Annotated in this window: 22 protein-coding genes; 13 read left to right on the top strand and 9 right to left on the bottom strand. The window is 71.9% G+C overall.

What is annotated here, in order from left to right:
- Positions 1 to 22: 22 nt before the first annotated feature.
- Both ACFO6V_RS02055 and ACFO6V_RS02050 read left to right on the top strand, forming a co-directional pair.
- Positions 23 to 1,039, top strand: coding sequence for a helix-turn-helix transcriptional regulator (locus tag ACFO6V_RS02055; RefSeq protein ID WP_377131660.1), 1,017 nt, complete (start codon positions 23 to 25; stop codon positions 1,037 to 1,039).
- 57 nt (positions 1,040 to 1,096) lie between these two features.
- A complete protein-coding gene (locus ACFO6V_RS02050; RefSeq protein WP_377131658.1) occupies positions 1,097 to 1,633 on the top strand; it encodes a hypothetical protein in 537 nt (178 codons plus the stop codon).
- Between the two features lie 27 nt (positions 1,634 to 1,660).
- On the opposite strand, the gene ACFO6V_RS02045 is transcribed toward ACFO6V_RS02050, so the two are convergent.
- The gene (locus tag ACFO6V_RS02045; RefSeq protein ID WP_377131656.1) at positions 1,661 to 2,356 is read right to left on the bottom strand and encodes a response regulator; all 696 of its coding nucleotides are present in this window, start codon (positions 2,354 to 2,356) and stop codon (positions 1,661 to 1,663) included.
- Entirely contained in the window at positions 2,353 to 4,092 is a 1,740-nt protein-coding gene (locus ACFO6V_RS02040; protein ID WP_377131654.1) for a sensor histidine kinase, read from the bottom strand. Before ACFO6V_RS02040 ends, ACFO6V_RS02045 begins: the two co-directional genes overlap by 4 nt.
- A 130-nt stretch (positions 4,093 to 4,222) precedes the next feature.
- On the opposite strand from ACFO6V_RS02040, the gene ACFO6V_RS02035 reads away from it, so the two are divergent.
- From ACFO6V_RS02035 to ACFO6V_RS02015, 5 genes are all read left to right on the top strand, one after another.
- The gene (locus ACFO6V_RS02035; protein WP_377131652.1) at positions 4,223 to 5,623 is read left to right on the top strand and encodes a cation:dicarboxylate symporter family transporter; all 1,401 of its coding nucleotides are present in this window, start codon (positions 4,223 to 4,225) and stop codon (positions 5,621 to 5,623) included.
- A 102-nt stretch (positions 5,624 to 5,725) separates the two neighbouring features.
- A complete protein-coding gene (gene bla / locus ACFO6V_RS02030) occupies positions 5,726 to 6,688 on the top strand; it encodes a class A beta-lactamase (protein WP_377131650.1) in 963 nt (320 codons plus the stop codon).
- Positions 6,689 to 6,801: 113 nt separating this feature from the next.
- Positions 6,802 to 7,542, top strand: coding sequence for an SDR family oxidoreductase (locus tag ACFO6V_RS02025; protein ID WP_377131648.1), 741 nt, complete (start codon positions 6,802 to 6,804; stop codon positions 7,540 to 7,542).
- A gap of 46 nt (positions 7,543 to 7,588) precedes the next feature.
- Positions 7,589 to 8,500, top strand: a complete 912-nt coding sequence (locus ACFO6V_RS02020; protein ID WP_377131646.1) for an SDR family oxidoreductase — start codon at positions 7,589 to 7,591, stop codon at positions 8,498 to 8,500.
- Between the two features lie 68 nt (positions 8,501 to 8,568).
- Entirely contained in the window at positions 8,569 to 9,195 is a 627-nt protein-coding gene (locus tag ACFO6V_RS02015; protein WP_377131643.1) for a TetR-like C-terminal domain-containing protein, read from the top strand.
- 17 nt (positions 9,196 to 9,212) lie between these two features.
- Here ACFO6V_RS02015 and ACFO6V_RS02010 read toward each other — a convergent pair whose 3' ends face one another.
- The 5 genes from ACFO6V_RS02010 to ACFO6V_RS01990 all read right to left on the bottom strand — a co-directional run bounded on the left by ACFO6V_RS02010 (position 9,213) and on the right by ACFO6V_RS01990 (position 15,659).
- Positions 9,213 to 10,421 carry an adenosylhomocysteinase gene (locus tag ACFO6V_RS02010; RefSeq protein ID WP_377131641.1) on the bottom strand — a complete coding sequence of 403 codons (1,209 nt, stop codon included), beginning with the start codon at positions 10,419 to 10,421 and terminating at the stop codon, positions 9,213 to 9,215.
- Positions 10,422 to 10,688: 267 nt separating this feature from the next.
- The gene (locus tag ACFO6V_RS02005) at positions 10,689 to 12,017 is read right to left on the bottom strand and encodes an enolase C-terminal domain-like protein (RefSeq protein ID WP_377131639.1); all 1,329 of its coding nucleotides are present in this window, start codon (positions 12,015 to 12,017) and stop codon (positions 10,689 to 10,691) included.
- On the bottom strand, positions 12,014 to 13,633 hold the full coding sequence (locus ACFO6V_RS02000; RefSeq protein WP_377131637.1) for an aldehyde dehydrogenase (NADP(+)): 1,620 nt from the start codon (positions 13,631 to 13,633) through the stop codon (positions 12,014 to 12,016). Before ACFO6V_RS02000 ends, ACFO6V_RS02005 begins: the two co-directional genes overlap by 4 nt.
- Positions 13,634 to 13,653: 20 nt before the next feature.
- A complete protein-coding gene (kdgD, locus tag ACFO6V_RS01995; protein ID WP_377131634.1) occupies positions 13,654 to 14,574 on the bottom strand; it encodes a 5-dehydro-4-deoxyglucarate dehydratase in 921 nt (306 codons plus the stop codon).
- 200 nt (positions 14,575 to 14,774) lie between these two features.
- Positions 14,775 to 15,659, bottom strand: coding sequence for a LysR family transcriptional regulator (locus ACFO6V_RS01990; RefSeq protein ID WP_377131632.1), 885 nt, complete (start codon positions 15,657 to 15,659; stop codon positions 14,775 to 14,777).
- 168 nt (positions 15,660 to 15,827) lie between these two features.
- Between ACFO6V_RS01990 and ACFO6V_RS01985 the strand changes: the two genes are divergently transcribed.
- From ACFO6V_RS01985 to ACFO6V_RS01960, 6 genes are all read left to right on the top strand, one after another.
- Entirely contained in the window at positions 15,828 to 16,847 is a 1,020-nt protein-coding gene (locus tag ACFO6V_RS01985; protein ID WP_377131630.1) for a tripartite tricarboxylate transporter substrate binding protein, read from the top strand.
- A gap of 5 nt (positions 16,848 to 16,852) precedes the next feature.
- Positions 16,853 to 17,353: a tripartite tricarboxylate transporter TctB family protein gene (locus ACFO6V_RS01980; RefSeq protein ID WP_377131627.1), complete on the top strand. Its 501-nt coding sequence runs from the start codon at positions 16,853 to 16,855 to the stop codon at positions 17,351 to 17,353.
- 24 nt (positions 17,354 to 17,377) lie between these two features.
- Positions 17,378 to 18,919 carry a tripartite tricarboxylate transporter permease gene (locus ACFO6V_RS01975; protein WP_377131624.1) on the top strand — a complete coding sequence of 514 codons (1,542 nt, stop codon included), beginning with the start codon at positions 17,378 to 17,380 and terminating at the stop codon, positions 18,917 to 18,919.
- The gene (locus tag ACFO6V_RS01970; protein WP_377131622.1) at positions 18,916 to 19,311 is read left to right on the top strand and encodes a universal stress protein; all 396 of its coding nucleotides are present in this window, start codon (positions 18,916 to 18,918) and stop codon (positions 19,309 to 19,311) included. The genes ACFO6V_RS01975 and ACFO6V_RS01970 overlap by 4 nt, the downstream gene beginning before the upstream one ends.
- A gap of 496 nt (positions 19,312 to 19,807) precedes the next feature.
- Positions 19,808 to 21,574: an ABC transporter transmembrane domain-containing protein gene (locus ACFO6V_RS01965; protein WP_377131619.1), complete on the top strand. Its 1,767-nt coding sequence runs from the start codon at positions 19,808 to 19,810 to the stop codon at positions 21,572 to 21,574.
- Entirely contained in the window at positions 21,567 to 23,357 is a 1,791-nt protein-coding gene (locus ACFO6V_RS01960; RefSeq protein ID WP_377131617.1) for an ABC transporter ATP-binding protein, read from the top strand. The genes ACFO6V_RS01965 and ACFO6V_RS01960 overlap by 8 nt, the downstream gene beginning before the upstream one ends.
- 70 nt (positions 23,358 to 23,427) lie before the next feature.
- On the opposite strand, the gene ACFO6V_RS01955 is transcribed toward ACFO6V_RS01960, so the two are convergent.
- Together ACFO6V_RS01955 and ACFO6V_RS01950 are read right to left on the bottom strand one after the other, a co-directional pair.
- Entirely contained in the window at positions 23,428 to 24,120 is a 693-nt protein-coding gene (locus ACFO6V_RS01955; protein WP_377131615.1) for a FadR/GntR family transcriptional regulator, read from the bottom strand.
- A gap of 125 nt (positions 24,121 to 24,245) precedes the next feature.
- Entirely contained in the window at positions 24,246 to 25,379 is a 1,134-nt protein-coding gene (locus ACFO6V_RS01950; RefSeq protein ID WP_377131613.1) for an L-talarate/galactarate dehydratase, read from the bottom strand.
- Positions 25,380 to 25,405: the final 26 nt, after the last annotated feature.

The following is a 25,405-nucleotide window of genomic DNA, read 5'->3' as shown; positions in this document are numbered from 1 at the left end:
TACCCCGTGCGATGCTGAACTCATGCTCGAGACCTCCGGACGCCTCCTCGCTCTCCTGTCGCTGCTCCAGGCCCGTCGGGACTGGCCGGGCGCGCTCCTGGCCGACCGGCTGAACGTGAGCCCGCGGACCGTGCGGCGCGACGTCGACCGCCTGCGCGAGCTGGGCTACCCCGTCAACGCCACCAAGGGGCCCGACGGCGGCTACCGCCTCGACGCGGGCGCCGAGCTCCCGCCGCTGCTCTTCGACGACGAGCAGGCGGTCGCCGTCGCCGTCGCGCTCCGCACGGGAACCATCCCCGGGGCGGAGGAGGGGGCCCTGCGGGCCCTGGCCACCATCCGGCAGGTGATGCCCGCGCGGCTCCGGGCCCGGCTCGACGCGCTGGAGGTGACCACCGTGCGGCGTCGGCGGGCTGGAGCGGCCGGCGCCGCCGAGCCGGTGGTCGACCCCGACCTGCTCCTCTCCCTCGGCTCGGCGTGCCAGGCCCGCGAGGTGGTGCGCTTCGACTACGAGGGCGGCACGATGGCCGCGATCGGGGAGGGCGCAGGTGCCTTCCGGCCGCCGCGCCGGGTCGAGCCGCACCACCTCGTGACGTCGGACGGCCGCTGGTACCTCGTTGCGTTCGACCTCGACCGCGACGACTGGCGGATGTTCCGGGTGGACCGGATGCGGCTCCGCACCGGGACGGGGCCGCGGTTCACGTTCCGGGAGGTGCCCGGCGGCTCCGTCGCGGACTTCGTCAGCTCCCGGATCAGCGGGTCGCCGTCACCGATCCACGGCGAGGCGGTGCTCCATGCGCGGGCCACCGACGTCGCCCCGTGGGTGGGCGGCCAGGGCCTGTGCGAGCCGCTGCCGGACGTCGACGGCGTGCCCCGCTGCCGCGTGGGGCTGGGTTCGTGGTCGTGGGGCGGTCTGGCCGCTCGGTTCGGCGCCTTCGACGTGCCCTTCGAGGTGGAGGGTCCGCCCGAGCTCGTGGCGGCGACCCGCGAGCTGGCCGGCCGGTACCGGGCGGCGCTGCCGGACGACGTCCCCAGCCAGTAGGTTGTGCGCGTTCACTGAAACAGACACAACAGACACAGCAGACAAGAGAGCGTGCGCATGACGAATCTGTCCGACTTCAGCGACGACGAGCTGGGCCAGATCCTGGACGCCCCCGGAGCGGTGCTGAAGGGTGCCACCCTGGCGGACGGCCGGCCCGGAGCGATCCGGTTCATCCGGGAGACCGCGACCGGCGCCAAGGTGTTCCGGGAGGCGCAGCAGCACGAGAACGACTTCATCCAGTCGGTGGCGCTCGCGCTGCGGGACAGGATCAAGGACGAGGAGGAGGCCGCCGAGGCGTCCCCGGCCGCCAAGGTGGGCACGCCGGAGGGTGTCGCCGTGCCGGAGGACCCGCGTCCGGACCCGGAGCGCGACACTGCCAAGGCCGTCGAGCTGACCGCGGCCTCGATAGCGGTGCTGCGGGAGCGCGCGGACCAGGAGGACCTCGCCGCGTACGGCGACTGGCTGCTCCGGATCGCCACGGAGGTCGTCAAGGCCACCAAGTCCAAGGAGGGCGGCTTCTTCAGCAAGCGCCTCGCGGTCAGCGAGGGGGAGCAGGACTACCTCGACCGGCTGACGGCGGCGATCGGCCGCTGACTCGACCCAGCATGGCGCCCGGCCGGCTCAGGCCGGGCGCTCCCGGGCGTACTCGAGCTCGGGCCGCCCACGTGCCCCGTACCGGGGCGCCCGGGACGCGACCCCGGCGTCCGCGAGGAACTCCAGGTAGCGGCGTGCGGTGATGCGCGCGAGGTGGAGCTCGTCCGCGACCTCGCTCGCCGACAGCGCGCCGGGCCGCCGGGCCAGCAGGTCGGACACCGAGTCCAGGGTGTCCTGGGACAGCCCCTTCGGCAGCCCCGCGGCGTTGGAGGTCCGCAGCGCCGCGAACGCCGTGTCCACCTCGCGCTGGCTGAGGGTCGAGACCGGCGAGCGCATCTGCTCGAAGTACTTGCGGTACGCGCCGAGCTTCTCGGCGAACAGCCCGAACACGAACGGCTTGATCAGGTACTGCACGACGCCGATGGCGACGGCTTCGCGCACCGTCTCGAGCTCGCGGGCCGCCGTCACCGCGATGACGTCCACGACCAGGCCTTCAGCGCGCAGCTGCCGGCACAGGACCAGGCCGTGCAGGTCGGGCAGGTTCATGTCGAGCAGGAGCAGGTGCACCTCCTCGCCCGCGGCCTGGGCGTCGCGCAGCGCCCGGACGGTCTCGCTCGCGGTGTGCACCACGCCGGCCAGCTCGAAGCCCTCGACCCGGCGCACGTACTCGCCGTGCGCCTCCGCCGTGCGGTGGTCGTCCTCCACGACCAGTACCCGGATCATGGCCTGACCACCTGTGCCCCGGCGCTGCCGGCCGGCCGCGCGCCCGCCATACCGGCCGCCCGTACCCGCGGCGCGACGGCGGCCGGGCGGGGCAGCGTGACCGTGAAGACCGCCCCGGCGCTCGTGCCGGCGCTCGTCCCCGTGCCCTGCGAGACCTCGATGTCGCCGCCGAGGCTCTCCACCACCTGGCGCACGAGCGCCAGCCCGTAGCCCCGCCCGCCCGCCGTCGCGTCCTTGGTGCTCCAGCCGTGCTCGAAGATGCGGTCGCGGTCCGTGTCGGCGATGCCGGTCCCGCTGTCGGAGACCTGGAAGACCAGCGAGCCGTCGTCGCCGTTGGCGAGGTACACCTCGACCCACGCCTCTGCGGCCGGCTCCGTCGTGTCCTCCAGGGCGCGTGCCGCGGCGGCGTCGATCGCGTTGTCGATCAGGTTGCCCAGGATCGTGACGACGTCGACCGGCTCCAGCCAGTGCGTGCCCGGCGCGAGGTGCGTCTCGAAGTGCATCTCCACCGCCCGTTCGCGCGCCTGCGCCGCCTTGCCCAGCACGAGCGCGGCGATGACGGGCTCCTCGATCGCCTGCACCACGCGGTCCGTGAGCCGCTGGCCGAGGTCGCGCTCGCTCGCGACGAAGCGCAGCGCCTCGTCGCTGCGGCCCAGCTCGATGAGGGTGGCGATGGTGTGCAGGCGGTTGCTGAAGTCGTGGGTCTGGGCGCGCAGCGCGTCCGAGATGGTGCGCACCGACGACAGCTCGCCGGTGATCCGCTGCAGCTCCGTGCGGTCGCGCAGGGAGATGACCTCGCCGACGTTCCGGCCCGACGCCGCCGCGGTGTCGCGGCCCACCAGCAGCACCCGGTCGCCCACCCGGACCGGCCCCTCCGGCGTGCTGCCGCAGAGCACGTCGCGGACGGCGGGGGACAGCCGGGGATCGGCGACGGCGAACGGGGCGGCGAGGTCGGGCACGCCGAGCAGCCGCAGCGCCTCGTCGTTGGCGAGCACCACCGTGCCGTCCTCGACGAGCAGCATGCCCTCCTCGACCGAGTGCAGCACCGCCTCGTGCGCGGTGAAGAGATGTGCGAGCTCGTCCGGGCCCTTGCTCTCCGTGATCCGGTCCAGGCGCCGCGCGAGCAGGGCCGCGGCGACGGCGCCCGCGCCGAACGCCAGGAGCGTCCCGATGCCGACGATCACCAGGCGCCGGACGATGCTGTCCCACAGCCGGTCGAGCGTCACCCCGGCCGACACCATGCCGACGACCTCGCCGTCGTCCGTCACGACCGGGACGACCGCCCGGATCGACGGGCCGAGCGTGCCGGCGTAGACCTCCGTGAACGTCTCGCCACGCAGGGCCGGAGCGGTGCTGCCCACGAACGCGCGGCCGATCTGCCACTCGTTGCGGTGCGTGTAGCGGGTCCGGTCGGTGTCCATGACGGTGAGGTAGGCGATCCCCGTCGCGTCCATCACCCGTTCGGCGTACGGCTGCAGCACGCCCGACGCCTCGGCCACCGAGCCCGCCCGGTCGGTGGCGGCGTCCGCGTGCGCCCGGGCCACCGTGTCGATCACCAGCGACTCGGCGGCCACCGTGGCCGCGACGTCGATGCTCTCCTTCGCCGCGTGCGTCTGCGCGGTGGACCGGGCGTCGAGCACCAGGAGCCCGAAGACGACTATCGCGCCGACGAACAGCAGCGTCGTGTGCACGGCGAGGAACCACCTCGCGATACTCGCACCCCGTCGCTGCGCCACGGACCCATTGTGGCCCCCGGGCGCCCCCGAGCCCGACCAGGTGAGAACACTATGTACGCAATGGCGGGATTCACCGTTCCTCCCAGCACTCTTACAGCTGACCACACAGCGTTGTGAGAGGAAAAGACCAATGGCGGAAACGTTGCCCGCCGGCACCGGGAAGACCCCGCGCCGCCGGCTCGACAAGAGTCACTACCTGTACATCGCGGTGATCGTCGCCGTCGTCGCCGGCGTCATCGTGGGCCTCGCGTCCCCCGACACCGGAGTGGCGCTGAAGCCGCTCGGCACCGGGTTCGTCGACCTGATCAAGATGATGATCTCGCCGGTGATCTTCTGCACCATCGTGCTGGGCATCGGATCCATCGCGAAGGCCGCGACGGTCGGCCGCGTCGGTGGCCTCGCGCTCCTCTACTTCCTCGTCATGTCGACCTTCGCGCTCTTCATCGGCCTGGTCGTCGGCAATCTCCTGCACCCGGGCGAGGGCCTGTCCATCGCCGGCACCACCTACGAGGCGGAGGGTGAGGCGTCGTCCCTCACCGACTTCGTGCTCGGGATCATCCCCACCACGCTCGTCTCGCCGCTCAGCGGCGAGTCCGTGCTGCAGACCCTGTTCGTGGCGCTGCTCGTCGGGTTCGCCATCCAGCAGCTCGGCGCTCGCGGCAAGCCCGCCCTCGACGCGATCCGGCTGATCCAGGGGATCGTCTTCCGGGTCCTGACGATGATCCTGTGGGTCGCACCGGTCGGCGCGTTCGGCGCCATCGCGGCGGTCGTCGGCGAGACCGGCTGGGGCGCCGTCGTCCAGCTCGGCACGCTGATGCTCGGGTTCTACGTGACGTGCATCCTGTTCATCGTCATCGTGCTCGGCACCGTGCTGCGGCTCGTCTCCGGCGTGAACATCTTCCTGCTCATGAAGTACCTGGCGCGCGAGTACCTGCTGATCGTCAGCACCTCCTCGTCCGAGGCGGCCCTGCCGCGCCTGATCTCCAAGATGGAGCACCTCGGTGTCTCCAAGCCGGTGGTCGGCATCACGGTGCCGACCGGGTACTCGTTCAACCTGGACGGCACCGCGATCTACCTGACGATGGCGTCGCTGTTCATCGCCTCCGCCATGGGGACGCCGCTGTCCGTGCCCGAGCAGGTCGGCATGCTCGTCTTCATGATCATCGCGTCCAAGGGCGCCGCGGGCGTCACCGGCGCGGGCCTCGCGACCCTCGCCGGCGGCCTGCAGACCTACCGCCCCGACCTGGTCGACGGCGTCGGGATCATCGTCGGCATCGACCGCTTCATGTCCGAGGCCCGTGCCCTGACCAACTTCACCGGCAACGCGGTCGCGACGGTGGTCATCGGCACCTGGACCAAGGAGATCGACCGCGAGCGCGTGACCCAGGTGCTCGCGGGCGACCTCCCGTTCGACGAGAGCGCGATGGACGACCCGCACGGCGCCCCGGCCGACGAAGAGACTCCCGCCGGCAGTGCCGACGGGCGGGCCAACGGCTCCCGGGAGAAGGTGGTCGAGCCGGCCGCGGTCTGAGACCGCGGATCTGACCGACGGCGGTCCGGGCACTCTGGGGGTGCCTGGACCGCCGTCAGCTTTCGGACTGACGGCGGCGGCGGGGAGCAGCAGACTGGGCGCATGCCTCGGAACCTGCGACGGCCGGCGCTCCTGCTCGCCTCGGCCGCACTCGTCCTGACCGCCTGTACGCCCAGCAGCGCCGAACCCGCGCCGAGCCCGACGCCCCCGGCGTCCGCCGGACCAGCCACCTCCGGTCCGATGACGCGCGAGAAGGCGACCACTCCGCCGTCCCCGGCGCCCGACGTCGCCGCGGAGATCGGGCGCCTCGAGAAGAAGTACGACGCGGTGGTGGGCCTCTATGCGGTGGACACCGGCTCCGGGGTGGAGGTGACGCACCGCGCGGACGACCGGTTCGCGTACGCCTCGACGTTCAAGGCGCTGGCTGCGGCCGCGGTCCTCGACCGCAGCACCCCGGAAGAGCTCGACGAGGTCGTCACCTACGAGGCCGGCGACCTCCAGGCGCACTCGCCGGTCGCCGAGCGGCACCTCTCCGATGGCATGACGATGCACCAGATCATCGACGCCGCCGTACAGGAGAGCGACAACACGGCGGGCAACCTGCTCCTCGACGCGCTGGGGGGTCCGCCGGGCCTCGCCGACGCGCTGCGCGCGATCGGCGACGAGACCACCATGCCGTCGCGCTACGAGCCCGAGCTCAACGACGTCGCTCCCGGGGACGAGCGCGACACCAGCACGGCCCGGGCGCTCGCCCACGACCTGCGCGCCTACGGCCTGGGCGACGTGCTCGACGACGACGCCAGGGCGACCCTCGTCGAGGCGCTGCGCGGCAGCGTCACCGGCCCCGAGACCATCCGCGCCGGTGTGCCGGACGGCTGGGTGGTCGGCAACAAGACCGGCACCTCGGGGCGCGGCGGCCGCAACGACATCGGCCTGCTCTGGCCGCCCGACGGCGACCCGGTGGTCCTGGCGGTCATGACCCAGACCGAGGACCCCGAGGCGGAGCCCGACGATGCCCTCCTGGCGGAGGTGACGACGGTGGCCGTCGAGGCCCTCAGGGGCTGAGCCCTCGGGGTCATGTGTGGCCTGCGCCACACCCTGGACACAGATATGGACGAGCCGTACACATCTGTGGTTATATGAACGCACAGTCCACATCGGAACCTCAGGAGGATGCCATGAGCACCACCAGCACCACTCGGGTCGCCCTCGTCACCGGTGGCTCCGGCGGCATCGGCCGCGCCGTCGTCGAGCGGCTCGCCGCGGACGGCTTCGCCGTCGCCGTCCACTACGCGGGCAACCAGGCCAGGGCCGAGGAGGTCGTCGCGGGGATCGCCGCCTCGGGCGGGCAGGCCATCGCTGTCGGCGGCGACGTCGCGGACGAGGAGGCCATGGCCGCCGCGTTCGACGCGACGGAGGCGGCGTTCGGCGGGATCGACGTGGTGGTCAACACCGCCGGGATCATGGTCCTCGGCCCGGTCGCGAGCTTCGACCTGGCCGACCTCGACCGGATGCACCGCACCAACATCCGCGGCTCGTTCGTCGTCGCTCAGCAGGCGGCCCGCCGGGTCCGGCCGGGCGGCGCGATCATCGGCTTCTCCACGAGCCAGACCCGACTGCAGCACCCCACGTACGCGCCCTACGCGGCGTCCAAGGCTGCCGTCGAGGCCCTGACCCTGGTGCTCGCGCGCGAGCTGCGGGGCAAGGACATCACCGTCAACGCCGTCGCCCCCGGGCCGACCGCCACGCCGCTGTTCCTCGACGGCAAGGACGAGGAGACCATCGGCCGGCTCGCGGGCCTCGCGCCCCTGGAGCGGCTCGGCACCCCGGACGACGTCGCCGAGACCGTCGCGTTCCTGGCCGGTCCCGCCCGCTGGGTCAACGGGCAGACCGTCTACGTCAACGGCGGCATCGCCTGACCCCCACCCACTTCGCAATCCCTCTCACGACCCAGAAGGAGCTGTCATGAGCAACGTCATCGTGATCACCGGAGCCTCCTCGGGCTTCGGCGCCCTCACCGCCCGGGCGCTCGCGGACGCGGGCGACACCGTCTACGCGGGCATGCGCCAGACCGAGGGCCGCAACGCGCCGCAGGTCGACGCCGCGCGGGCCTACGCCGCCGAGCGCGGGGTGGACCTGCGCGCCATCGAGCTCGACGTGAACTCACAGACCTCCATCGACGCCGCCGTGGCGCAGGTCCAGGCCGAGCACGGCCGCATCGACGTCCTGGTCCACAACGCGGGGCACATGGTCGTCGGGCCGGCCGAGGCGTTCACGCCCGAGCAGCTCGCGGAGCTGTACGACATCAACGTGCTCTCGACCCAGCGCGTGAACCGGGCGGTCCTGCCCGGTATGCGCGCCCGCGGGCAGGGTCTCGTGGTCTGGGTGTCGAGCTCCAGCGTCAAGGGCGGCACCCCGCCCTACCTCGCCCCGTACTTCGCCGCGAAGGCGGGCATGGACTCCCTCGCGGTGTCGTACGCCGCCGAGCTGTCCCGCTGGGGCGTCGAGACGTCGATAGTGGTGCCCGGCTCGTTCACCAGCGGCACCAACCACTTCGCGCACGCCGGCCATCCGGCCGACGCAGACGTCGAGGCCGCGTACGAGACACGGTACGCAGGCCTGATGGACCAGGTGGCCGAGAAGCTCGCGGCGCTGGCGCCCGAGGGCGCTGACGCCTCGCTGGTCTCCGACGAGATCGCTCGGATCGTCGCGCTACCTGTCGGTCAGCGGCCGTACCGGGTGCACATCGACCCGGCGAACGACGGCTCGGAGGCGGTCTCCGACCTCGCCGACCGCACCCGCCGTGACTTCCTCGGCCGCGTCGGTCTGGACGACCTGCTCACGGTCGGCGCCGGGCCGGCCCGCGAGCGCCGGTAGTGGTCGCCAGACCTAGACTTGCGGGCGCTGACCGGGACCCGGCTGACCAGCACCAGGGAGGAGCACACGTGGAGAACGAGGCGACGGCGTCCGCCGTCGAGGAGCCTGGTGCACGCAGCCGGCGGCGGGGGCGACGGCCGGCCGACGAGGTGCGGGGCGACGTGCTGCGCACCGTGGGGGAGCTGCTGCTCGGCGAGGGCATCGCCGACCTGACGTTCGAGCGGGTCGCGCGGCTGTCCGGCGTCAGCAAGACCACGCTGTACAAGTGGTGGCCCTCCAGGGGGGCGCTGGCGCTCGACGGGTACTTCCACGCGGTCCAGGAGACGCTCGCCTTCCCGGACACGGGCGACATCCGCGCCGACCTCCTGGACCAGCTCCATGCGTTCGTCCACCTCATGACCGGCACGCCGGGGGGCCGGATCCTCGCGGAGCTGATCGGCGAGTCCCAGACGGACAAGGACCTCGCGACTGCGTACCGGACCCTGTACTCCTCCGGGCGGCGCGCGCTGGCGGGGGAGCGGCTGACGCGGGCCCAGGAGCAGGGCCAGCTGCGGGACGACGTGGACGTGCAGGTGGTCGTCGACCAGCTCTGGGGCGCCGTCTACCACCGCCTCCTGATCCCGGACGAGCCGATCACGGACAGCTTTGTCGAGGCACTGGTCGGCAACCTGCTGGGCGGGATCGCCACGAGGTAGCGGTCCCGCCCGGCGGGTCACCGCCGTCCGGACAGCAGCCCGACCAGGGACGTGGCCAGCACGCGGTCGACCGGCTCGGGCACGGCGGACACCCCCGCCGGCCCGGCCTCCCCGGCCGCGATCGCGGCGAGGCTGCGGGCCTGGAGCGCGAAGCCGAGGTCCATCGCCTGGATCGGGTTGCCCGACGCCGCGGTGAGGTTGAGCATGTGCGTGTCGTGCAGGAGCACGATCTCGCGCCCGTCCCGCAGGCGGTACCGGACGCGGGCGTCCCGGTCCTGGCCGGCGGCGGAGAGCCGGGTCGTCTCGGCCGTCGCGGCGGCCAGCGCCGCTCGGTCGATCTCCCGGCCCTCGTGGCCGACGCCGGCCAGCATCGCGCCGTCGCGCAGGTGCTCGAGCTGCGCGGCGCCGATCACGTCGCGGGCACCGGTCGCGAGGAACACGAGGTCGCAGGCCGCGAGCAGGTCCGGCAGGTCCGCAACCTCGTGGCCCCGCAGGAGGGCGTCGAGCGCGCGGAACGGGTCGAGCTCGGCGACCGTGACCCGGGCGCCGAGAGCGCGAAGCGTGTCCGCGACACCCTTGCCGCACGGCCCGTAGCCGACGACGCCGGCGCGGGCGCCGGGCACCATGAGGTTGGTGGCGTTCATGAAGCCCTGCACGATGCTCTGGCCCACGCCGAACTCGTTCTCGACCAGCAGCTTGAGCCTGCTGTCGTTGATGACGACCACCGGGAAGTCCGGCGGTGAGGGGAGCTGCCGCAGCCGGAGTCCGCCCGTCGTCGTCTCCTCCGTGGCCCCGAGGAACCGGGGCGAGCGCGGCGCGCCCTGCGTCAGGCGGGTGATGAGGTCGCCGCCGTTGTCGAGGATCAGGTCGGGCTCGGCCGCGAGGATCTGCTCGAGGTGCCGGGAGCGCTGGGCCGGGGTGTCGTCCCGGCCGCCCAGGACGGTGGCACCGAGGTCCCGGAGCGCCTCGACGGTGTCCGGCACGGTGGTGCCGATGTTGCCCGTGATCGTGACGCGGGCGCCCGCGGCGAGCAGCCGCCGGCACAGCACGGCGGTCTTGGGCTCCACGTGGATGGAGACGCCCAGACGGAGGCCGTCGAACAGGTGCCCGACGTCGGCGAAGCTCGCGTCGAGCAGCGGCATGTGCCGCGCGGCCCAGTCGATCGCCGGGTGGCCGGTCGGGGGCAGGGCAGATGGCAGGACAGAGGACAGGTCGGAAGAGCGCATGGTGGTTCCCTGGTGGTCGTGACGGACGGGCGGCGGTGCGCCGGCACGACGGCGTGCGGGCGCGGGCGTTCCGTCACTCAGGGATGCAGCTCGCGGCGGTCCTCGTCCGCGCCGTACAGCGGGGCACGACGACGCGAGCGCGTCGCCTCCATGCTGTAGCTCTCGGCTGCGGTCCAGAACACCCCACGAATCTAGCAGCGTTGAGTGCTGGGTATTTGTGGGTCTCGGGCCCGAAAGCGCACACATACCCAGCACTCAACGGGGTAGTCAGCGGACGAGGCAGGGGCGTTTCGGGTCGAACTCCCATCCGGGCACCAGGTATTGCATCGCCAGCGCGTCGTCGCGGGCGCCCAGGCCGTGCTTGAGATACAGCTCGCGCGCGGCGGCCAGGCGGTCGCGGTCCAGCTCGACGCCGAGGCCTGGCGTCGTCGGCACCGCGATGGCGCCGTCGCGGATCTGGGGCGGCGCCGTCGTCAGGCCCTGCCCGTCCTGCCAGATCCAGTGGGTGTCCAGCGCGGTGATCGCGCCGGGCGCGGCCGCGCCGACGTGCGTGAACATGGCCAGCGAGACGTCGAAGTGGTTGTTGGAGTGCGACCCCCAGGTGAGCCCGAACTCGTGGCAGAGCTGCGCCACGCGGACGGAGCCGGCCATGGTCCAGAAGTGCGGGTCGGCCAGCGGGATGTCGACGGCGCCCGCACGCACCGCGTGCGCCATCTCGCGCCAGTCCGTGGCGATCATGTTGGTCGCGGTCGGCAGGCCGGTCGCCCGGCGGAACTCCGCCATGACCTCCCGGCCGGAGAACCGGCCCTCCGCGCCGCACGGGTCCTCGGCATAGGCGACGACGCCGCGCATGCGTCTGCCCAGCCGGATCGCGTCCGCCAGCGGCCAGCCGCCGTTCGGGTCGAGCGTGATCCGGGCGTCGGGGAACCGCTCCTTGAGCGCCACGACGGCGTCGACCTCCAGGTCGCCCGCCTGCACGCCGCCCTTGAGCTTGAAGTCCGTGAAGCCGTACCGCGCGGCGGCGGCCTCCGCCAGCCGCACGACGGCGTCGGGCGTCAGGGCCTGCTCGCGGCGCAGCCGGCCCCACGCGTCGGACTCGTCGTCCCCGCGCAGGTACGGCAGGTCGGTCGCGTCCGGGTCGCCCACGTAGAAGAGGTAGCCGAGCATCGGCACGCTCTCGCGCTGGACGCCGTCGCCCAGCAGCTCGGCAACCGGCACGCCGAGGTCCTGGCCGTGCAGGTCCAGCAGCGCGGACTCCAGGGCCGTGACGGCGTGCACGGTGGTGCGCAGGTCGAACGTCTGCAGGCCGCGCCCGCTCGCGTCGCGGTCGGCGAACGCGCCGGAGACGGCGCGCAGCAGGCTCCGGTACCGGGCCACCGGCTGGCCGACGACGAGCCGCCCCGCCTCCTCGATCGTGGCCCGGATCTTCTCCCCGCCGGGCACCTCGCCCAGCCCGGTGCGGCCGTCGGAGTCGGTGACGATCGCGATGTTCCGCGTGAAGAACGGGGCGTGCGCGCCGGACAGGTTGAGCAGCATCGAGTCGTGGCCCGCGACGGGCACCACCTCGACGGCGGCGATCGTGGGGTGGGCGCTCACCGGGCGGCCCCGGTTTCGGTGGCGCCCAGCACCACGTCGAGCACGCCGTCGACCCGCCGCGTCAGGTGCCACGGGTTGTCCGGCTGGACCGGCTCGGGCAGCAGGTACTCCGGCAGGTTCTGATACGCCACCGGCCGCAGGAACCGCTCGATGGCGAGCGTCCCCACGGACGTGCTGCGGGAGTCCGACGTCGCGGGGAACGGCCCGCCGTGCACCATCGCGTGCCCCACCTCGACGCCGGTCGGCCAGCCGTTCGCGAGGATGCGGCCCGCCTTGCGCTCCAGGACGGGCAGGAGCGCCGTCGCGGTCTCCCGGTCGTCCTCGGTCAGGTGCAGCGTGACGGTGAGCTGGCCCTCCAGCCGCTCGACGGCGGCCAGCAGCTCGGCGGCGTCGGCGTACCGGACCACCAGCGAGGCGGCGCCGAAGATCTCGGCCTGCAGCACGGGGTTGCTGAGCAGGGTCGGGACGGCGCTCGCGAAGACGGCGGGCGCGGGGGCGTTGCGCGTGCTGCCCGGTGAGCCCGCCCCGACCAGGCGCACGCCCTCCTGGGCGGCAAGCGCATCCACGCCCTGCTGCCAGGCCTCGGCGATGCCGGCCGTCAGCATGGTCTGGCCGGCGGCCGCAGCAGCGGCGCGCCCCGCGGCTTCGACGAACGCGTCGCCGCGCTCGCCGTCCGGTACGAAGACGAGCCCGGGCGCCGTGCAGAGCTGGCCCGACGAGCCCGTTACCGACGTGAGGTACGCCGCGGCGAGGGAGTCGACGTCGCCGGCCAGGGCGCCGTCGAGCAGGATCGTCGGGTTGATCGAGCTCATCTCGGCGTACACGGGGATCGGCACGGGGCGGGCCGCCGCCGCGGCGACCAGCGCCAGGCCGCCGCCGCGGGAGCCGGTGAAGCCGACGGCCTGGATCGCGGGATCCGTCACGAGGGCCTTGCCCACGGCGTTGCCAGGCCCGTAGACCAGGGAGAAGATGCCGGGGTGCAGGCCGCACTCGGCGACGGCGTCGGTCACCGCGCGGCCGACGAGCTCCGCCGTGCCGGGGTGCGCGTTGTGCGCCTTGACGACCACCGGGCAGCCCGCGGCGAGCGCCGAGGCGGTGTCGCCGCCCGCGGTCGAGAACGCGAGCGGGAAGTTGCTCGCGCCGAATACGGCGACGGGCCCGAGCGGCACCTTGCGCTGCCGGATGTCGGCGCGGGGCAGGGGAGTGCGGTCGGGCAGGGCGGGGTCGATCCGCACGCCGCGGTGGTCGCCCTGCCGCACGACCTGCGCGAACAGGCGCAGCTGGCCGGTGGTCCGGGCGACCTCCCCGGTCAGGCGGGCCGCGGGGAGGCCGGTCTCCTGCATGGCTCGCGCGACGACGTCGGGCCCGATGGCGTCGATGTTGTCCGCGATCTGCTCCAGGAACCGGGCGTGCGGTTCCGGGGCGAGCGTGGAGAAGGAGGCGAAGGCCTCCTGCGCGGCGGCGGTCGCCCGGGCGACCTGGGCGTCGTCGAGCAGCGAGTAGGCGGGCTCGAGGGCCTGCGCCGTCGCCGGGTCCTGGCCGGCGAAGGTGCCCGCGGAGCCCGCCAGGGGCGCGCCGGCGACTATCGAGTGTCCGGTGAGCTCGGTGGTGGTCATCGTTTCTCTCCCGTGCTGTTTCAGCGGACGCCGGCGTCGTCGATCAGGGTGCCCAGGTCCTTCAGGTCCCGGTCGGTCAGGTCCTGCAGGGGCGGGCGGACGCTGCCCATGTCCCGGCCGACCGCCTTGAGCCCACCCTTGACTATGGATACGCCATACCCCTTGGCGCGGTCGCGGATGTCGAGATAGGGCAGGACGAACCGGCGCAGCTTCTCGGTCACTGCCGCGTGGTCCTGGGCCCGCACGTCCCGGTAGAACGCCAGGGCGAACTCGGGCACGAAGTTGTACATGGCCGACGAGTAGGTGCTCATGCCGAGCTGGAGCAGCGGCAGCGCGAAGGTCTCCGCGGTGGGCAGCCCGCCGAGGTAGAAGAGCCGGTCACCGTTCGTGGCGTAGACGCGGGTGAGCTGCTCGATGTCGCCGATGGCGTCCTTGAACCCGATGAAGTTCGAGTGCCGCTCGGCCAGCCGCGCCACGGTTTGCGCGGAGTACACGGCGTTGCCGCGGTTGTAGACGATGACGCCGAGGCTCGTCGAGCCGCACACCGCGGAGGCGTGCTCCAGGAGCCCGTCCTGGTCGCACTCGGTCAGGTACGGGGGCAGCAGCAGGAGCCCTTCCGCGCCGGCGGCCTCGGCGGCCCGCGCGTTCTGGATCGCCTGGGCGGTGTTGCCGCCCGCGCTGCCGAGCACGGGGGTGCGTCCGGCCGCGGTCTCGACGGCGAGCCGCACCACGCGGGCCGTCTCCTCCGGCGTCAGGCTGAAGCCCTCGCCCGTGCCGCCGGCGGCGAACAGGCCGCCGATCTCGAAGCTCGACTGCCAGTCGATGTGCTCGCGGTACCGCTCCTCGTCGATCTGCCCGTCCCCCGTGAACGGGGTGACGGGAAACGAGAGCAGCCCGTCCTTGAGGGCGACGGCGAGCTCCTGGGGTGCGTACGTGGCCAAGGGGGCCCCTCCTGTGACAGACGTCGGCGATGGCGTGCTGGTCGCCAACCTAAGAATCCCGAACGATGCCTGTCCAAGCCCCATCGTGCATCGGCTGATACCCCAACAACATCACTCACGCGGCCCCGTGCGTTGAGTGCTGGCTATTTGTGAGGTCGAAACGGTTCGAACCCGCAAATACCCAGCACTCAACGAGGGGGTTAGTCGTGGGGTGGGTGGAGGAAGGTCAGGAAGCTGTGTAGGGCAGGGTTTTTTGAGGTTCGGTTCCAGATGGCGTGGAGCTCGACCACGCCGTGGGGGACGTCGCCGAGCTCGACGAACGTCACGCCCGGCAGGCCCAGGAGCCGGGCCGACTCCGGGACGAACGCGACGCCGCGGCCCGCGGCGACCAGCGAGCACATGGTCAGGATCTGGCTGACGACGTGCACGACGTTCGCGTGCTCGACGTCGATGTAGCGCACCACCATGTCGTAGAAGTAGCGGGCCTTGGTGGGGTGGTGCCCGATCAGCGCCTGGTCGCGCAGGTCGCCGACGACGACGGGCCGGTCCAGCCGGGCGAACGGGTGCCCGTGCGGCACGGCCAGCACGAGGTCCTCCGAGAGGAGCAGGCGCGAGTCGAAGCTCTTCTGGTCGAACGGCGGCCGGCCGAGGGCGAGGTCCAGCTCGCCGCGCCGGATCGCCTCGATCTGCTCGATCGTGACGAGCTCCTGGAGATCCAGGTCGACGTCGGGCATGAACTCGGCGATCTCCTGGACGAGCGTGCCCAGCAGGCTGAACCCGGACGCGGCGGTGAACCCGAGGCGCAGCACGCCGGCCCGGCCCGCGGCGATCTTCCGGGCGAGCGCGGGGGCTGCGTCGGCGGCGGTGAGGAGGCGACGGGCCTCCTCCAGGAACACGGCGCCCGCCGTCGTCAGCTCGACGTGCCGGTTGTCCCGCTCCAGGAGCGGCACCCCCACCGCGCGTTCGAGCTTCTGGATCTGGCGGCTCAGCGGGGGCTGGGTCATGTTCAGCCGCTCCGCGGCGCGGCCGAAGTGGAGCTCCTCCGCGACGGCCTGGAAGCAGCGGACCTGATCGAGGGTGTACACGATGGCCTTTCCGGGCTCGATGCATTCCGAGAATCAAGCAATGCAGTAAGAGGCTTAGACAGGCATCGTAAGGGCTTCCTATGCTCAACGACCTACCGGGATATGGCTTCTCGAGCCGATCCGGGTACCCGATCTTTGTGTCCCCATCTCAATGAGGAGAGAGCTGCGATGACAACTCCTGCCCACAGGACCCCGCGCACCCGCAGGGTCGTCCTCGGTGCCGGCGCGGCGTTCGCCGCCCTGACCCTCGCCGCATGCGGCGGGAACGTGGCCGGCGGGTCCGACGCCGAGGGCGCCGACTTCCCGACCGGACCCGTGACCCTCACCGTGGGCCAGGACGCCGGCGGTTCCACCGACCTGATCGCCCGCGCCGTGGCCGAGGGCATGGCCGAGGACCTCGGCGTCTCCGTGCCCGTGGTCAACCGCTCGGGCGCCAACGGTGCGCTCGCGACCGAGGAGGTCGCCGCCAAGCCCGCCGACGGCCACGAGCTGATCCTGCTCAACGCCTCCCTCATCACGATCACCCCGCTCGCGGTGTCCGAGGACGAGGCCGTGAGCCTGGACGACCTCGAGGTCCTCAAGGGCCTGTCGCAGGACGACTACGTGCTGCTCGCCAGCGCAGAGTCCGGCTTCGAGACCTTCGACGACCTCAAGGAGGCCTCCGGCGACGTCACCTACGGCACCACCGGCGTGGGCACCGGCTCGCAGCTCGCGCAGGCGGTCCTGTTCGCGCAGGCCGACGTCGAGGGCACCGCGGTCCCGTTCGACTCCGGCTCGCCCGCGCTGACCGCCGTCGTCGGCGACCAGGTGCAGGTGGCCACCGTGCAGCTCGGTGAGGCCAAGTCGCAGATCGACGCCGGGAACGTCGTCCCGCTGCTGGCCTTCTCGGCCGAGCGCAACCAGTTCCTCCCGGACGTGCCGACCGCCGTCGAGGAGGGCTACGACGTGCCCGTCTCGCAGTACCGCGCCGTTGCCGCCCCGAAGGGCCTGCCCGCGGACGTCAAGGCCCGGCTCGTGGAGTCGATCGACGCCGCCATCGCTACCGGCACGTACCAGGAGTTCAACGAGAACAACCTGCTCACGCCGCACGAGATCTCCGGCGAAGAGGTCACCACGGAGTGGACGGAGCTCGCTGAGAAGTACAAGGCGCTCACCGAGGAGTACGACATCAGCCTCGCGGAAGGCTGACGGTCGTGGAGAGCCCAGCAGTGGGTACCACCGAGCTGGTCGAGCCCGTGGACGACGTCGCGCCGCCCGCCGCCGGCCCGGTCGCCAACCTGGCCGCCTGCCTGGTGACCGCCGGCGTCGGCGTGGCGGGCGCCGTGGCGGCGGTGGCTCTGGGCCTCGGCACGCCGTCGCGGCCCGGGGCCGGGCTCTGGCCGCTCGCGGTCAGCGTCGCCGTCGTCGTGCTGTCCCTCGCCCAGGTCGTCGTCGGACGGCGGGGCGGGGACGGCGAGAAGTTCTCCCGGTACTCGTGGCTCTCGCTGGCAGGCCTCGCGACACTCCTGGGGCTCGTGGCCCTGCTGCCGGTGATCGGCTTCGAGATCCCGGCGCTGCTGCTGAGCCTCGTCTGGATGAAGCTCCTCGGCGGCGAGTCGTGGCGGTCCGCCGTCCTGTACTCGGTGCTCGTCGTCGGCGCGCTCTACGCGGTCTTCGTCGGGGCGCTCGGCACGAACGTCCCGCACCTCTTCTGATCTGACTGCCCACAAGGGAATCACGTGGAATCGCTGCAGAACGTCCTGGCCGGCTTCGCCGTCGTGCTGGAACCGACGAATCTCCTGTACTGCCTCATCGGGGTGGTGATCGGCATGCTCATCGGTGTGCTGCCGGGCCTCGGCCCGGCGGCCACCATCGCCATCCTGCTCCCGCTGACCTACGGCGTGGAGCCGGTCACCGCGATCATCATGCTCGCCGGGATCTTCTACGGCGCCCAGTACGGGGGCACCATCACCTCGGTGCTGCTGCGCCTGCCGGGCGAGGCCAGCTCGGTGGTCACCGTGCTGGACGGGCATGCGCTTGCCAGGCAGGGCCGGGCGGGCACGGCGCTCGGCGTCGCCGCCATCGGCTCGTTCGTGGGCGGCACGGTCGCCATCATCGGGCTGACGTTCCTCGCGCCGGTCGTGGCGGGGTTCGCCCTCGACTTCGGGCCGCCCGAGTACACGGCGCTCGCGCTGCTGGGCATCCTGCTGGTCTCGACGATCGCGTCCGGCGCCAAGCTCAAGGCGCTCATCGCCGCGGCGATCGGGCTGCTGCTCGCCACCATCGGCCGCGACGCCTTCACCGGCGCGGAACGGTTCACGTTCGACAGCCTCAGCATGGCCGACGGCATCGACTTCGTGCCCGTCGCCATGGGCCTGTTCGGCCTCGGTGAGATCCTCTACAACCTGGAGGAGCGGCACCGCGCCGTGCACGCGCCCGGCAAGATCGCGAACGTCTGGCCGTCGCGGAAGGATCTGCGGGAGTCCTCGGGTGCCGTGACCCGCGGGTCCGTGCTCGGCTTCTTCCTCGGCATCCTGCCCGGCGGCGGCGCGACCATCGCCTCCATGGCGGCCTACGCCGCCGAGAAGAAGCGCGCCAAGGACCCCAGCCGGTTCGGCAAGGGCGCCATCGAGGGCGTCGCGGGCCCGGAGACGGCGAACAATGCCGCCGCCACCAGCTCGTTCATCCCGCTGCTCACCCTCGGCATCCCCGCCAACGCCACCATGGCGCTCATGTTCGGCGCGCTGCTGATCCAGGGCATCACGCCGGGCCCGCAGCTCGTGACCGAGCACCCCGAGCTGTTCTGGGGCGTCGTCAACTCGATGTACATCGGCAACGTGCTGCTGCTGATCATGTCGATCCCGCTGGTGGGCGTCTTCGTCCGCATCCTGCGGGTGCGCTCCGCGATCCTCGCGCCGGTCACCGCGCTGATCACGATGATCGGCGCGTACACGATCAACAACTCCGTGTTCGACGTGCTCCTGGTCGTCGTCTTCGGAGCCATCGGCTACCTGATGAAGAAGTTCGGCTTCGAGCCCGGGCCGCTCGTGCTCGCGTTCGTGCTGGGCTCGCTGCTGGAGTCCAGCCTGCGGCGCTCGCTGCTGATGTTCGACGGGTCGGCCGCCGGCTTCTTCACCCGCCCCATCTCCGCGACGCTGCTGGTCGTGTTCGTGGTGGTCGCCGTGCTGCCCCTGGTGCGGTCCGTCCGTGACCGGCGGGCGGCCCAGCACCTTTCCGCGCAGGACCGATCCGCGCAGAACCGAGAGGAAGAGTCAGTATGACCATCGTCGTTGGCTACGTGCCCACGCCCGCCGGGGAGGCCGCCGTGCAGGCGGCGATCACCGAGGCCCGGCTCCGGGACGAGGACCTGCTCGTCGTGAACTCGGCCCGCGAGGGGTCGGTGGTGGAGACGACCGTCGCGACGACGGAGGACCTCTCCCGGGTCCTCACCCTGGCGGACGACGCCGGGGTGCGGGCCGAGGTGGTGCGCGGCACGCACCGCGACGACTTCACCGACGAGATCCTCGATCTGGCCGAGCAGCACGACGCGTCGCTCATCGTGATCGGCCTGCGCCGCCGCAGCACGGTGGGGAAGTTCATCATGGGGTCGGTGGCGCAGCGCATCCTGCTGCAGGCGGACCACCCGGTGCTGGCGGTCAAGCCGCCGCGTTAGCTGGTTCGCGGCGGTGCGGGCGCTGCGGCGACGCTGTCTCGCGGAGGCGTCGGGCAGGCTTGGGGGGCGACACGTGTACTGCGGGTTGTGTTGCTGTGAGTCGACAACGTCTACTCACAGCAACACAACCTGAGCCCGCCTCCCGAGGGCACACCCGTAACGATGCGACTCGCGACGGTGGGAATCTGGTGCTCGACGAGCCCGCGCTGAGAGCGAGGGCTGGCATCTGTCACGTTGCCCATGCCTGTCGTCCGCGACCGGCCCAACGTATGACGCGGCCCAGTCAACGTTCCTTGGGCCCTCTGATCAGCGCAACGACCTTGCACCGGTGTGGACCGGACGACTACTCAGGTCGCACTCACTGCCTGAAGACAATTGGTGGTAGGAGCGCGACGGTCCTTTTGTGAAGCCGATCACAAATGGGTGCCTCTATCGACGTGCTACTGCGAGGATCTGTCGGATGGTCAGCAACGGTGCCGAGCGACGGAGGTGACAGATGGCGCGCCTTCGTGAGTGGCTGGACCGCACGACCGAGACGTGGTCTCCTCCGACGGCCCGTGACCTGAGGGGTCCCTTCCGTTTCCTCGCCTGGCTCGCTCGATCGCAGGCACGACGCATCGCGTCCGGTGCGGTGCTGGGGATCTGCTGGATGGTGGGCCTCGCGATTCCACCCTGGGTGCTGTCCCGTGTGGTGGATGACGGACTGGTCGCCCGCGACCTCGCCGTCGTCGCCGGCTGGACGGGGGTTCTGTTGGCGGTCAGCGTGCTGAACGCGCTGCTGGCGATCGCGCGGCACCGGACGATGACCAAGGTCCGGATGGATGCGTCGTTTCGCTCGGTCCGAACGACGGTATGGCACACGTCTCGTCTGGGTGCCTCGCTGCCGCGTCGGGTGAGCGCCGGTGAGGTGGTGACGGTCGGCATCACTGACGTCCAGATCGTTGCGCAGGCGCTGACGGTCACGGGGCCTGGTGTCGGCGCGGTGGTGGCCTACGCTGTCGTCGCGGTTCTGCTGTTCAACATCTCACCGTTGGCCGCGGTGATCCTCGCCGGGGTTCCGTTGCTTGCCATCGCGGTGGGTCCCCTCCTGCGACGGATCGAGCGAACGGGTGGGTTGTACCGCCTGCACCAGGGACGGCTGACGACCCGGCTGGTCGACGTGCTGGGCGGGCTTCGCGTACTCAACGGCCTCGGCGGCAAGACGTTCGTGGCCGAGCGCTACGAGCTGCAGTCACAGGGGCTGGTGGATCGCGGCTATCGGGTCGCCGGGCCCTCGAGCTGGGTCGGCGCGCTGTCGGGCGGTCTGCCGGCACTGTTCCTGGCTGCCGTGGTCTGGCTGTCGGCGCGGCTGGCTGCGGCGGGGGAGATCACGATCGGTGACGTCGTCGCGGTCTACGGCTATGTCGCGGTGCTGGTGGTTCCTGTGGCGTTTTTTATCGAGGGCGGTGGGGACATAGCCCGCGCCCGGGTGGCTGCCCGGCGCATCATCGACCTGCTCAAGCTGCCGGTCGCTCAGGACGGCGACCGACATCCGGCCTTGCTTCCGCCGGGCTGCGGCCCGCTTCTTGATCCCACGTCGGGCGTCACCGTTCGCCCTGGCCTGTTCACGGTGCTGGTGGCAGCGCGCTCGGCGGAGACTCTCGCGGTGATCGAGCGACTCGGAGGGCTGTGCAGCGATCCTGACGCGCGCGTGACATGGGCGGGCGTGCGGATCACCGGCGCCGCCCGCGAGGAGCTCAGGAGCCGAATGGTCGTCGCCGATCACGATGCAGAGGTGTTCGCAGGCAGCGTTCGTGAGGTAGTCGCGGGACGCCTGGATCCTGACGAGAGCCGGTTGCGCGCGGCTCTCCACGCGGCCGTGGCCGACGACGTGGTCGAAGCGCTGCCTGGCGGTCTGGACGCGGAGATCGCCGCCGACGGCAGCGATCTCTCCGGCGGGCAGCGGCAGCGCATCCGCCTCGCTCGCGCTCTGTACGCCACACCGGACGTCCTGCTCGCCGTGGATCCGACCTCCGCGGTCGACGCCAAGACCGAGGCGACCATGATCGACCGGCTCCGCGACGCCAGGCGCACCAGGACGACGGTGGTCACGACGACGTCGCCGCTCGTGCTGGACCGCGCCGACGAGGTCATCGTCCTCGTCGACGGCCGGACCTCGTCGGTCGGGACGCACGCCGAGCTGCTGCGCAGCGATCCCGCATACCGCGAGCTGGTGTCCCGCGCCCAGGACGGCGACGAAGACCAGGGTTCGGCCGATGAGTAGGCACCTGCCGGTCGCGGGTTCCGGCGACGTCCGGGCCGCCCTGGTCCGTGATCTGGGTGCGGACCGCCGCGCCGTGGCGGCCGTCATCGTGGTCAACGCACTGGCCTCCGCGGCCGGGCTGGCCGGTCCGTGGCTGCTGGGCCGGATCATCGACACGATCCAGGCCGGACCGACCGATGTGCTCAGTGCGGTGGACCGGCTTGCCTTCGGCGCTCTGCTGTTCACCATCGCGCAGACGGTGCTCTCGTGGTGGGCGCTCAAGCTCGGCTACCGGTTCGGTGAACGGACCGCAGCACGCGTCCGCGAACGATTCCTACGGCGCGTCCTGGCGCTGCCGCCACGCGTCGCGGACCACCTGCCGTCCGGTGACCTGATCGCGCGGGGGAGCACCGATGCCTCCCTGGTCGCGACGACCCTGCGGTACGCGGTGCCCGAAGTCATGGTGGCGGTCGTCCACGCTCTGTTCCTCATGATCGCGGTACTCGTCCTGGACCCGCTGCTCGGGTTGTGCGGGCTCGTCTGCCTGATCGGCGTCGGTACGGCTGTGCGTTGGTACCTGCGCCGCGCGAGGCCCGCCTATCTGGAGGCCGCCGCATCCGGCGGGGAGCTGGCCGACGTCATCGCCGGCACCGCCAAGGGTGCTCGCACGATCGAGCTGCTCGGCCTGGAACAACGCCGGAGACAGGCGGCAGAATCCGCAATCACCCGGGCACGTTCCGCGAACCTGAGGACACTGTGGCTGCGGACGGTCCTCTTCCCTTCGGCTGAGATCTCGTTGGCGCTCCCCGTGATCGGAGTCCTCCTGATCGGCGGCATCCTGTACGCCGATGGCCTGGTCAGCCTCGGCGTCGTGGTGACCGCGACGGTGTACCTGCGTCAGCTCGTCGGTCCGCTCGAAACCCTGATGTACTCGATCGAGCAGCTCCAAGGCGCCGCAGCCTCCTACGCGCGAGTCGAAGGCGTGGCGGACGTCTCCACGGCGGAGCCCCAGCAGTACACCAGAGGTGGCAACGCCAGCGACGAGGACCAGGGCGACCGCATCCGGGTGAACAACGCTCACTACAGCTACACGGGAGCACGAGACGTACTGCACGGGATCGACCTGCTGGTGGAGCCCGGAGAGCGGCTGGCCATCGTCGGAACCTCCGGAGCGGGAAAGCCGACGCTCGCGCGTCTGCTCGCCGGGCTCGACCGCCCGCGCACCGGTTCGGTGACCATTGGCGGTGCACCGGTTGCCGACCTGTCACCCGACGTCCTGCGCGAGCACGTGGTGCTCATCACCCAGGACCATCACGTCTTCCACGACACCGTGCGCGACAACCTGCGTATCGCACGGCCGGACGCGACAGACCAAGAATTGCAAGCCGCGTTGGACGCCGTCGGCGCTAAGTGGGTAGTGGACCTACCCCACGGGCTGGACACCGAGGTCGGCCACGACATCACCCTCGACGGCGCCAGCGCCCAACAACTCTCCCTGGCACGAGTCGCCCTCGCCGATCCCCACACCCTGATCCTGGACGAAGCCACCGCACAGCTCGACCCCAGAAGCGCCCGCCAGACAGAACGATCACTGGCGGCCGTCCTTCAAGGCCGGACGGTCATCGCGATCGCCCACCGGCTGCACACAGCACACGACGCCGACCGGATCGCTGTCATGGAAGCCGGCGAGATCGTCGAGATCGGCACTCACGACGAGCTCGTCAACGCGAGACGCGTCTACGGCAAGCTCTGGCAGGCGTGGCATTCGGGATCATCGAACCCACCGCCGGACGATCCCCCCTGACCAACCAGGCGCAGAGCGTCCGTCCGAGAGTGGGCCACCCACCGAGCGTGTCTGAAGCTGGTGCTGCGGCTCAGGACTCGGTGTTCGCCCCGGACTCCTGCAACAGCCGGCGGCGCGAGCCCGCCAGGTGGACCCGCATCGCCGCTGCTGCAGCCAGCGGGTCCTGCGACTCCAGCGCCGCGAGCACTGCCCGGTGCTCCTGCACGACGGCGGCGAAGCGGCCGCCGTCGTGCCGGTCGAGGCGGCCGCGCGGCATGGCGATCATCTGCGGCCCGAGCCGGTCCAGGGCCTCCAGCAGGAACCTGTTCCCCGCGGCCTCGGCCACGTGCCGGTGGAAGGCGAAGTCGTGCTGCATCGCGGTCGCGGGGTGGCCGTCCGACGACGCGAGGGAGTCGAGGCGGTCGGCCAGCGCCGCGAGCTGGGCCGGCGTCCGGCGGGTCGCGGCGAGCGCGGCGGCCTCGGCCTCCAGCGCGAGGCGGTACTCGACCAGGGCGAGCCGGTCGGCCAGCGAGCGGGCGAGCGGCGGGGCGCCGTCGGCGTCGTCGGCCGGGGGAGCGAGCGCGTAGCTGCCGCTGCCCCGCCGGGTATGGACCAGGCCCTCGAGGTTCAGGCGCGCTATCGCCTCGCGGACGACGGTGCGGCTGACGCCGTGCTCGGTCGCCAGCCGCGACTCGCTGGGCAGCTTCTCGCCCGGGGCGATGTCGCCGTTGACGATGCGGGTCCGCAGCGACTCCACCAGGGTGCCGCTCAGGGTCTGGGCCATGTGCTCATGCTTCCATCTCCCGCGAGGTAGAGCGCCTGTCCGGACACCCGCTCTACTTCGCCGGCTGGGGAACGCCGAGGTAGAGCATGTGTCCGGACAGGCGCTCTACCTCGCGGACCGCCGGGTCAGTCCTGGGTGAAGGTCGCCGTGTCCGTCGTCCACGCGCGGGCCTGCTCGCTGAACGTGACGCCCAGGCCCGGGCGGTCCGGGACGAGCATGCGGCCGTCCTTCGTCTCCAGCCGCTCGTTGAACAGCGGGTCCAGCCAGTCGAAGTGCTCGACCCACGGCTCGCGCGGGTAGGTGGCGGCCAGGTGGAGGTGGATCTCCATGGCGAAGTGCGGCGCGAGGTCCAGCCCGGCCTGGTCCGCGAGCGTGAGCAGGCGTAGGAACTGCGTGATCCCACCGACGCGCGGGGCGTCCGGCTGGATGATGTCGCACGCCCGCGTCGCGATGAGGCGCTCGTGCTCCGCCACGGAGGCGAGCATCTCGCCGGTGGCGATCGGGGTGTCCAGGGCGGCGGCGAGCGCGGCGTGGCCCTCGGCGTCGTACGCGTCCAGCGGCTCCTCGATCCAGTCGAGGTCGAACTGCTCGAGACGCCGGCCCATGCGCAGGGCGGTGGTGCGGTCCCACTGCTGGTTGGCGTCGACCATGAGGGGCACGTCCGGGCCGATGTGCTCGCGGACGGCGGCGACGCGCGCCAGGTCCGTGGCGCCGTCGGGCAGGCCCACCTTGATCTTGATGCCGCCGATGCCCTCGGCGATCGAGCGGCTCGCGCGCTCCTTGACCTCCTCGATGCTCGCGTTGAGGAAGCCGCCGGAGGTGTTGTAGGTGCGTACCGAGTCGCGGTGCGCGCCGAGCAGCTTGGCCAGCGGCAGGCCCGCGCGCTTGGCCTTGAGGTCGTACAGCGCGATGTCGATCGCGGCCAGCGCCTGCGTGGCGACCCCCGAGCGGCCCACGGATGCCCCCGCCCACAGCAGCTTCGTGTACAGCTTGGCGATGTCGTTCGGGTCCTCGCCGACGGCGGCCTGTGCCACCTCCTTCGCGTGCGCGTACTGCGCGGGGCCGCCCGCGCGCTTGGAGTAGGAGAAGCCAAGCCCTTCGAAACCCTGCTCCGTGGTGATCTCCGCGAGCAGGAACACGACCTCGGTCATCGGCTTCTGGCGGCCGGTGAAGACCTTGGCGTCGGAGATGGCGGTGGCCAGCGGCAGCGTGAGGGTCGAGAGCTGCACGGTCCGGATGGCGTCGGGCTGGTACGTCATGGCGCTCCTTTGCGGCGGGTGTTCAG

Origin of the sequence: Promicromonospora alba (assembly GCF_042654905.1) — a bacterium.
Lineage (GTDB): Bacteria > Actinomycetota > Actinomycetes > Actinomycetales > Cellulomonadaceae > Promicromonospora > Promicromonospora alba.
This window is presented reverse-complemented; position numbering and strand designations above follow the sequence as displayed.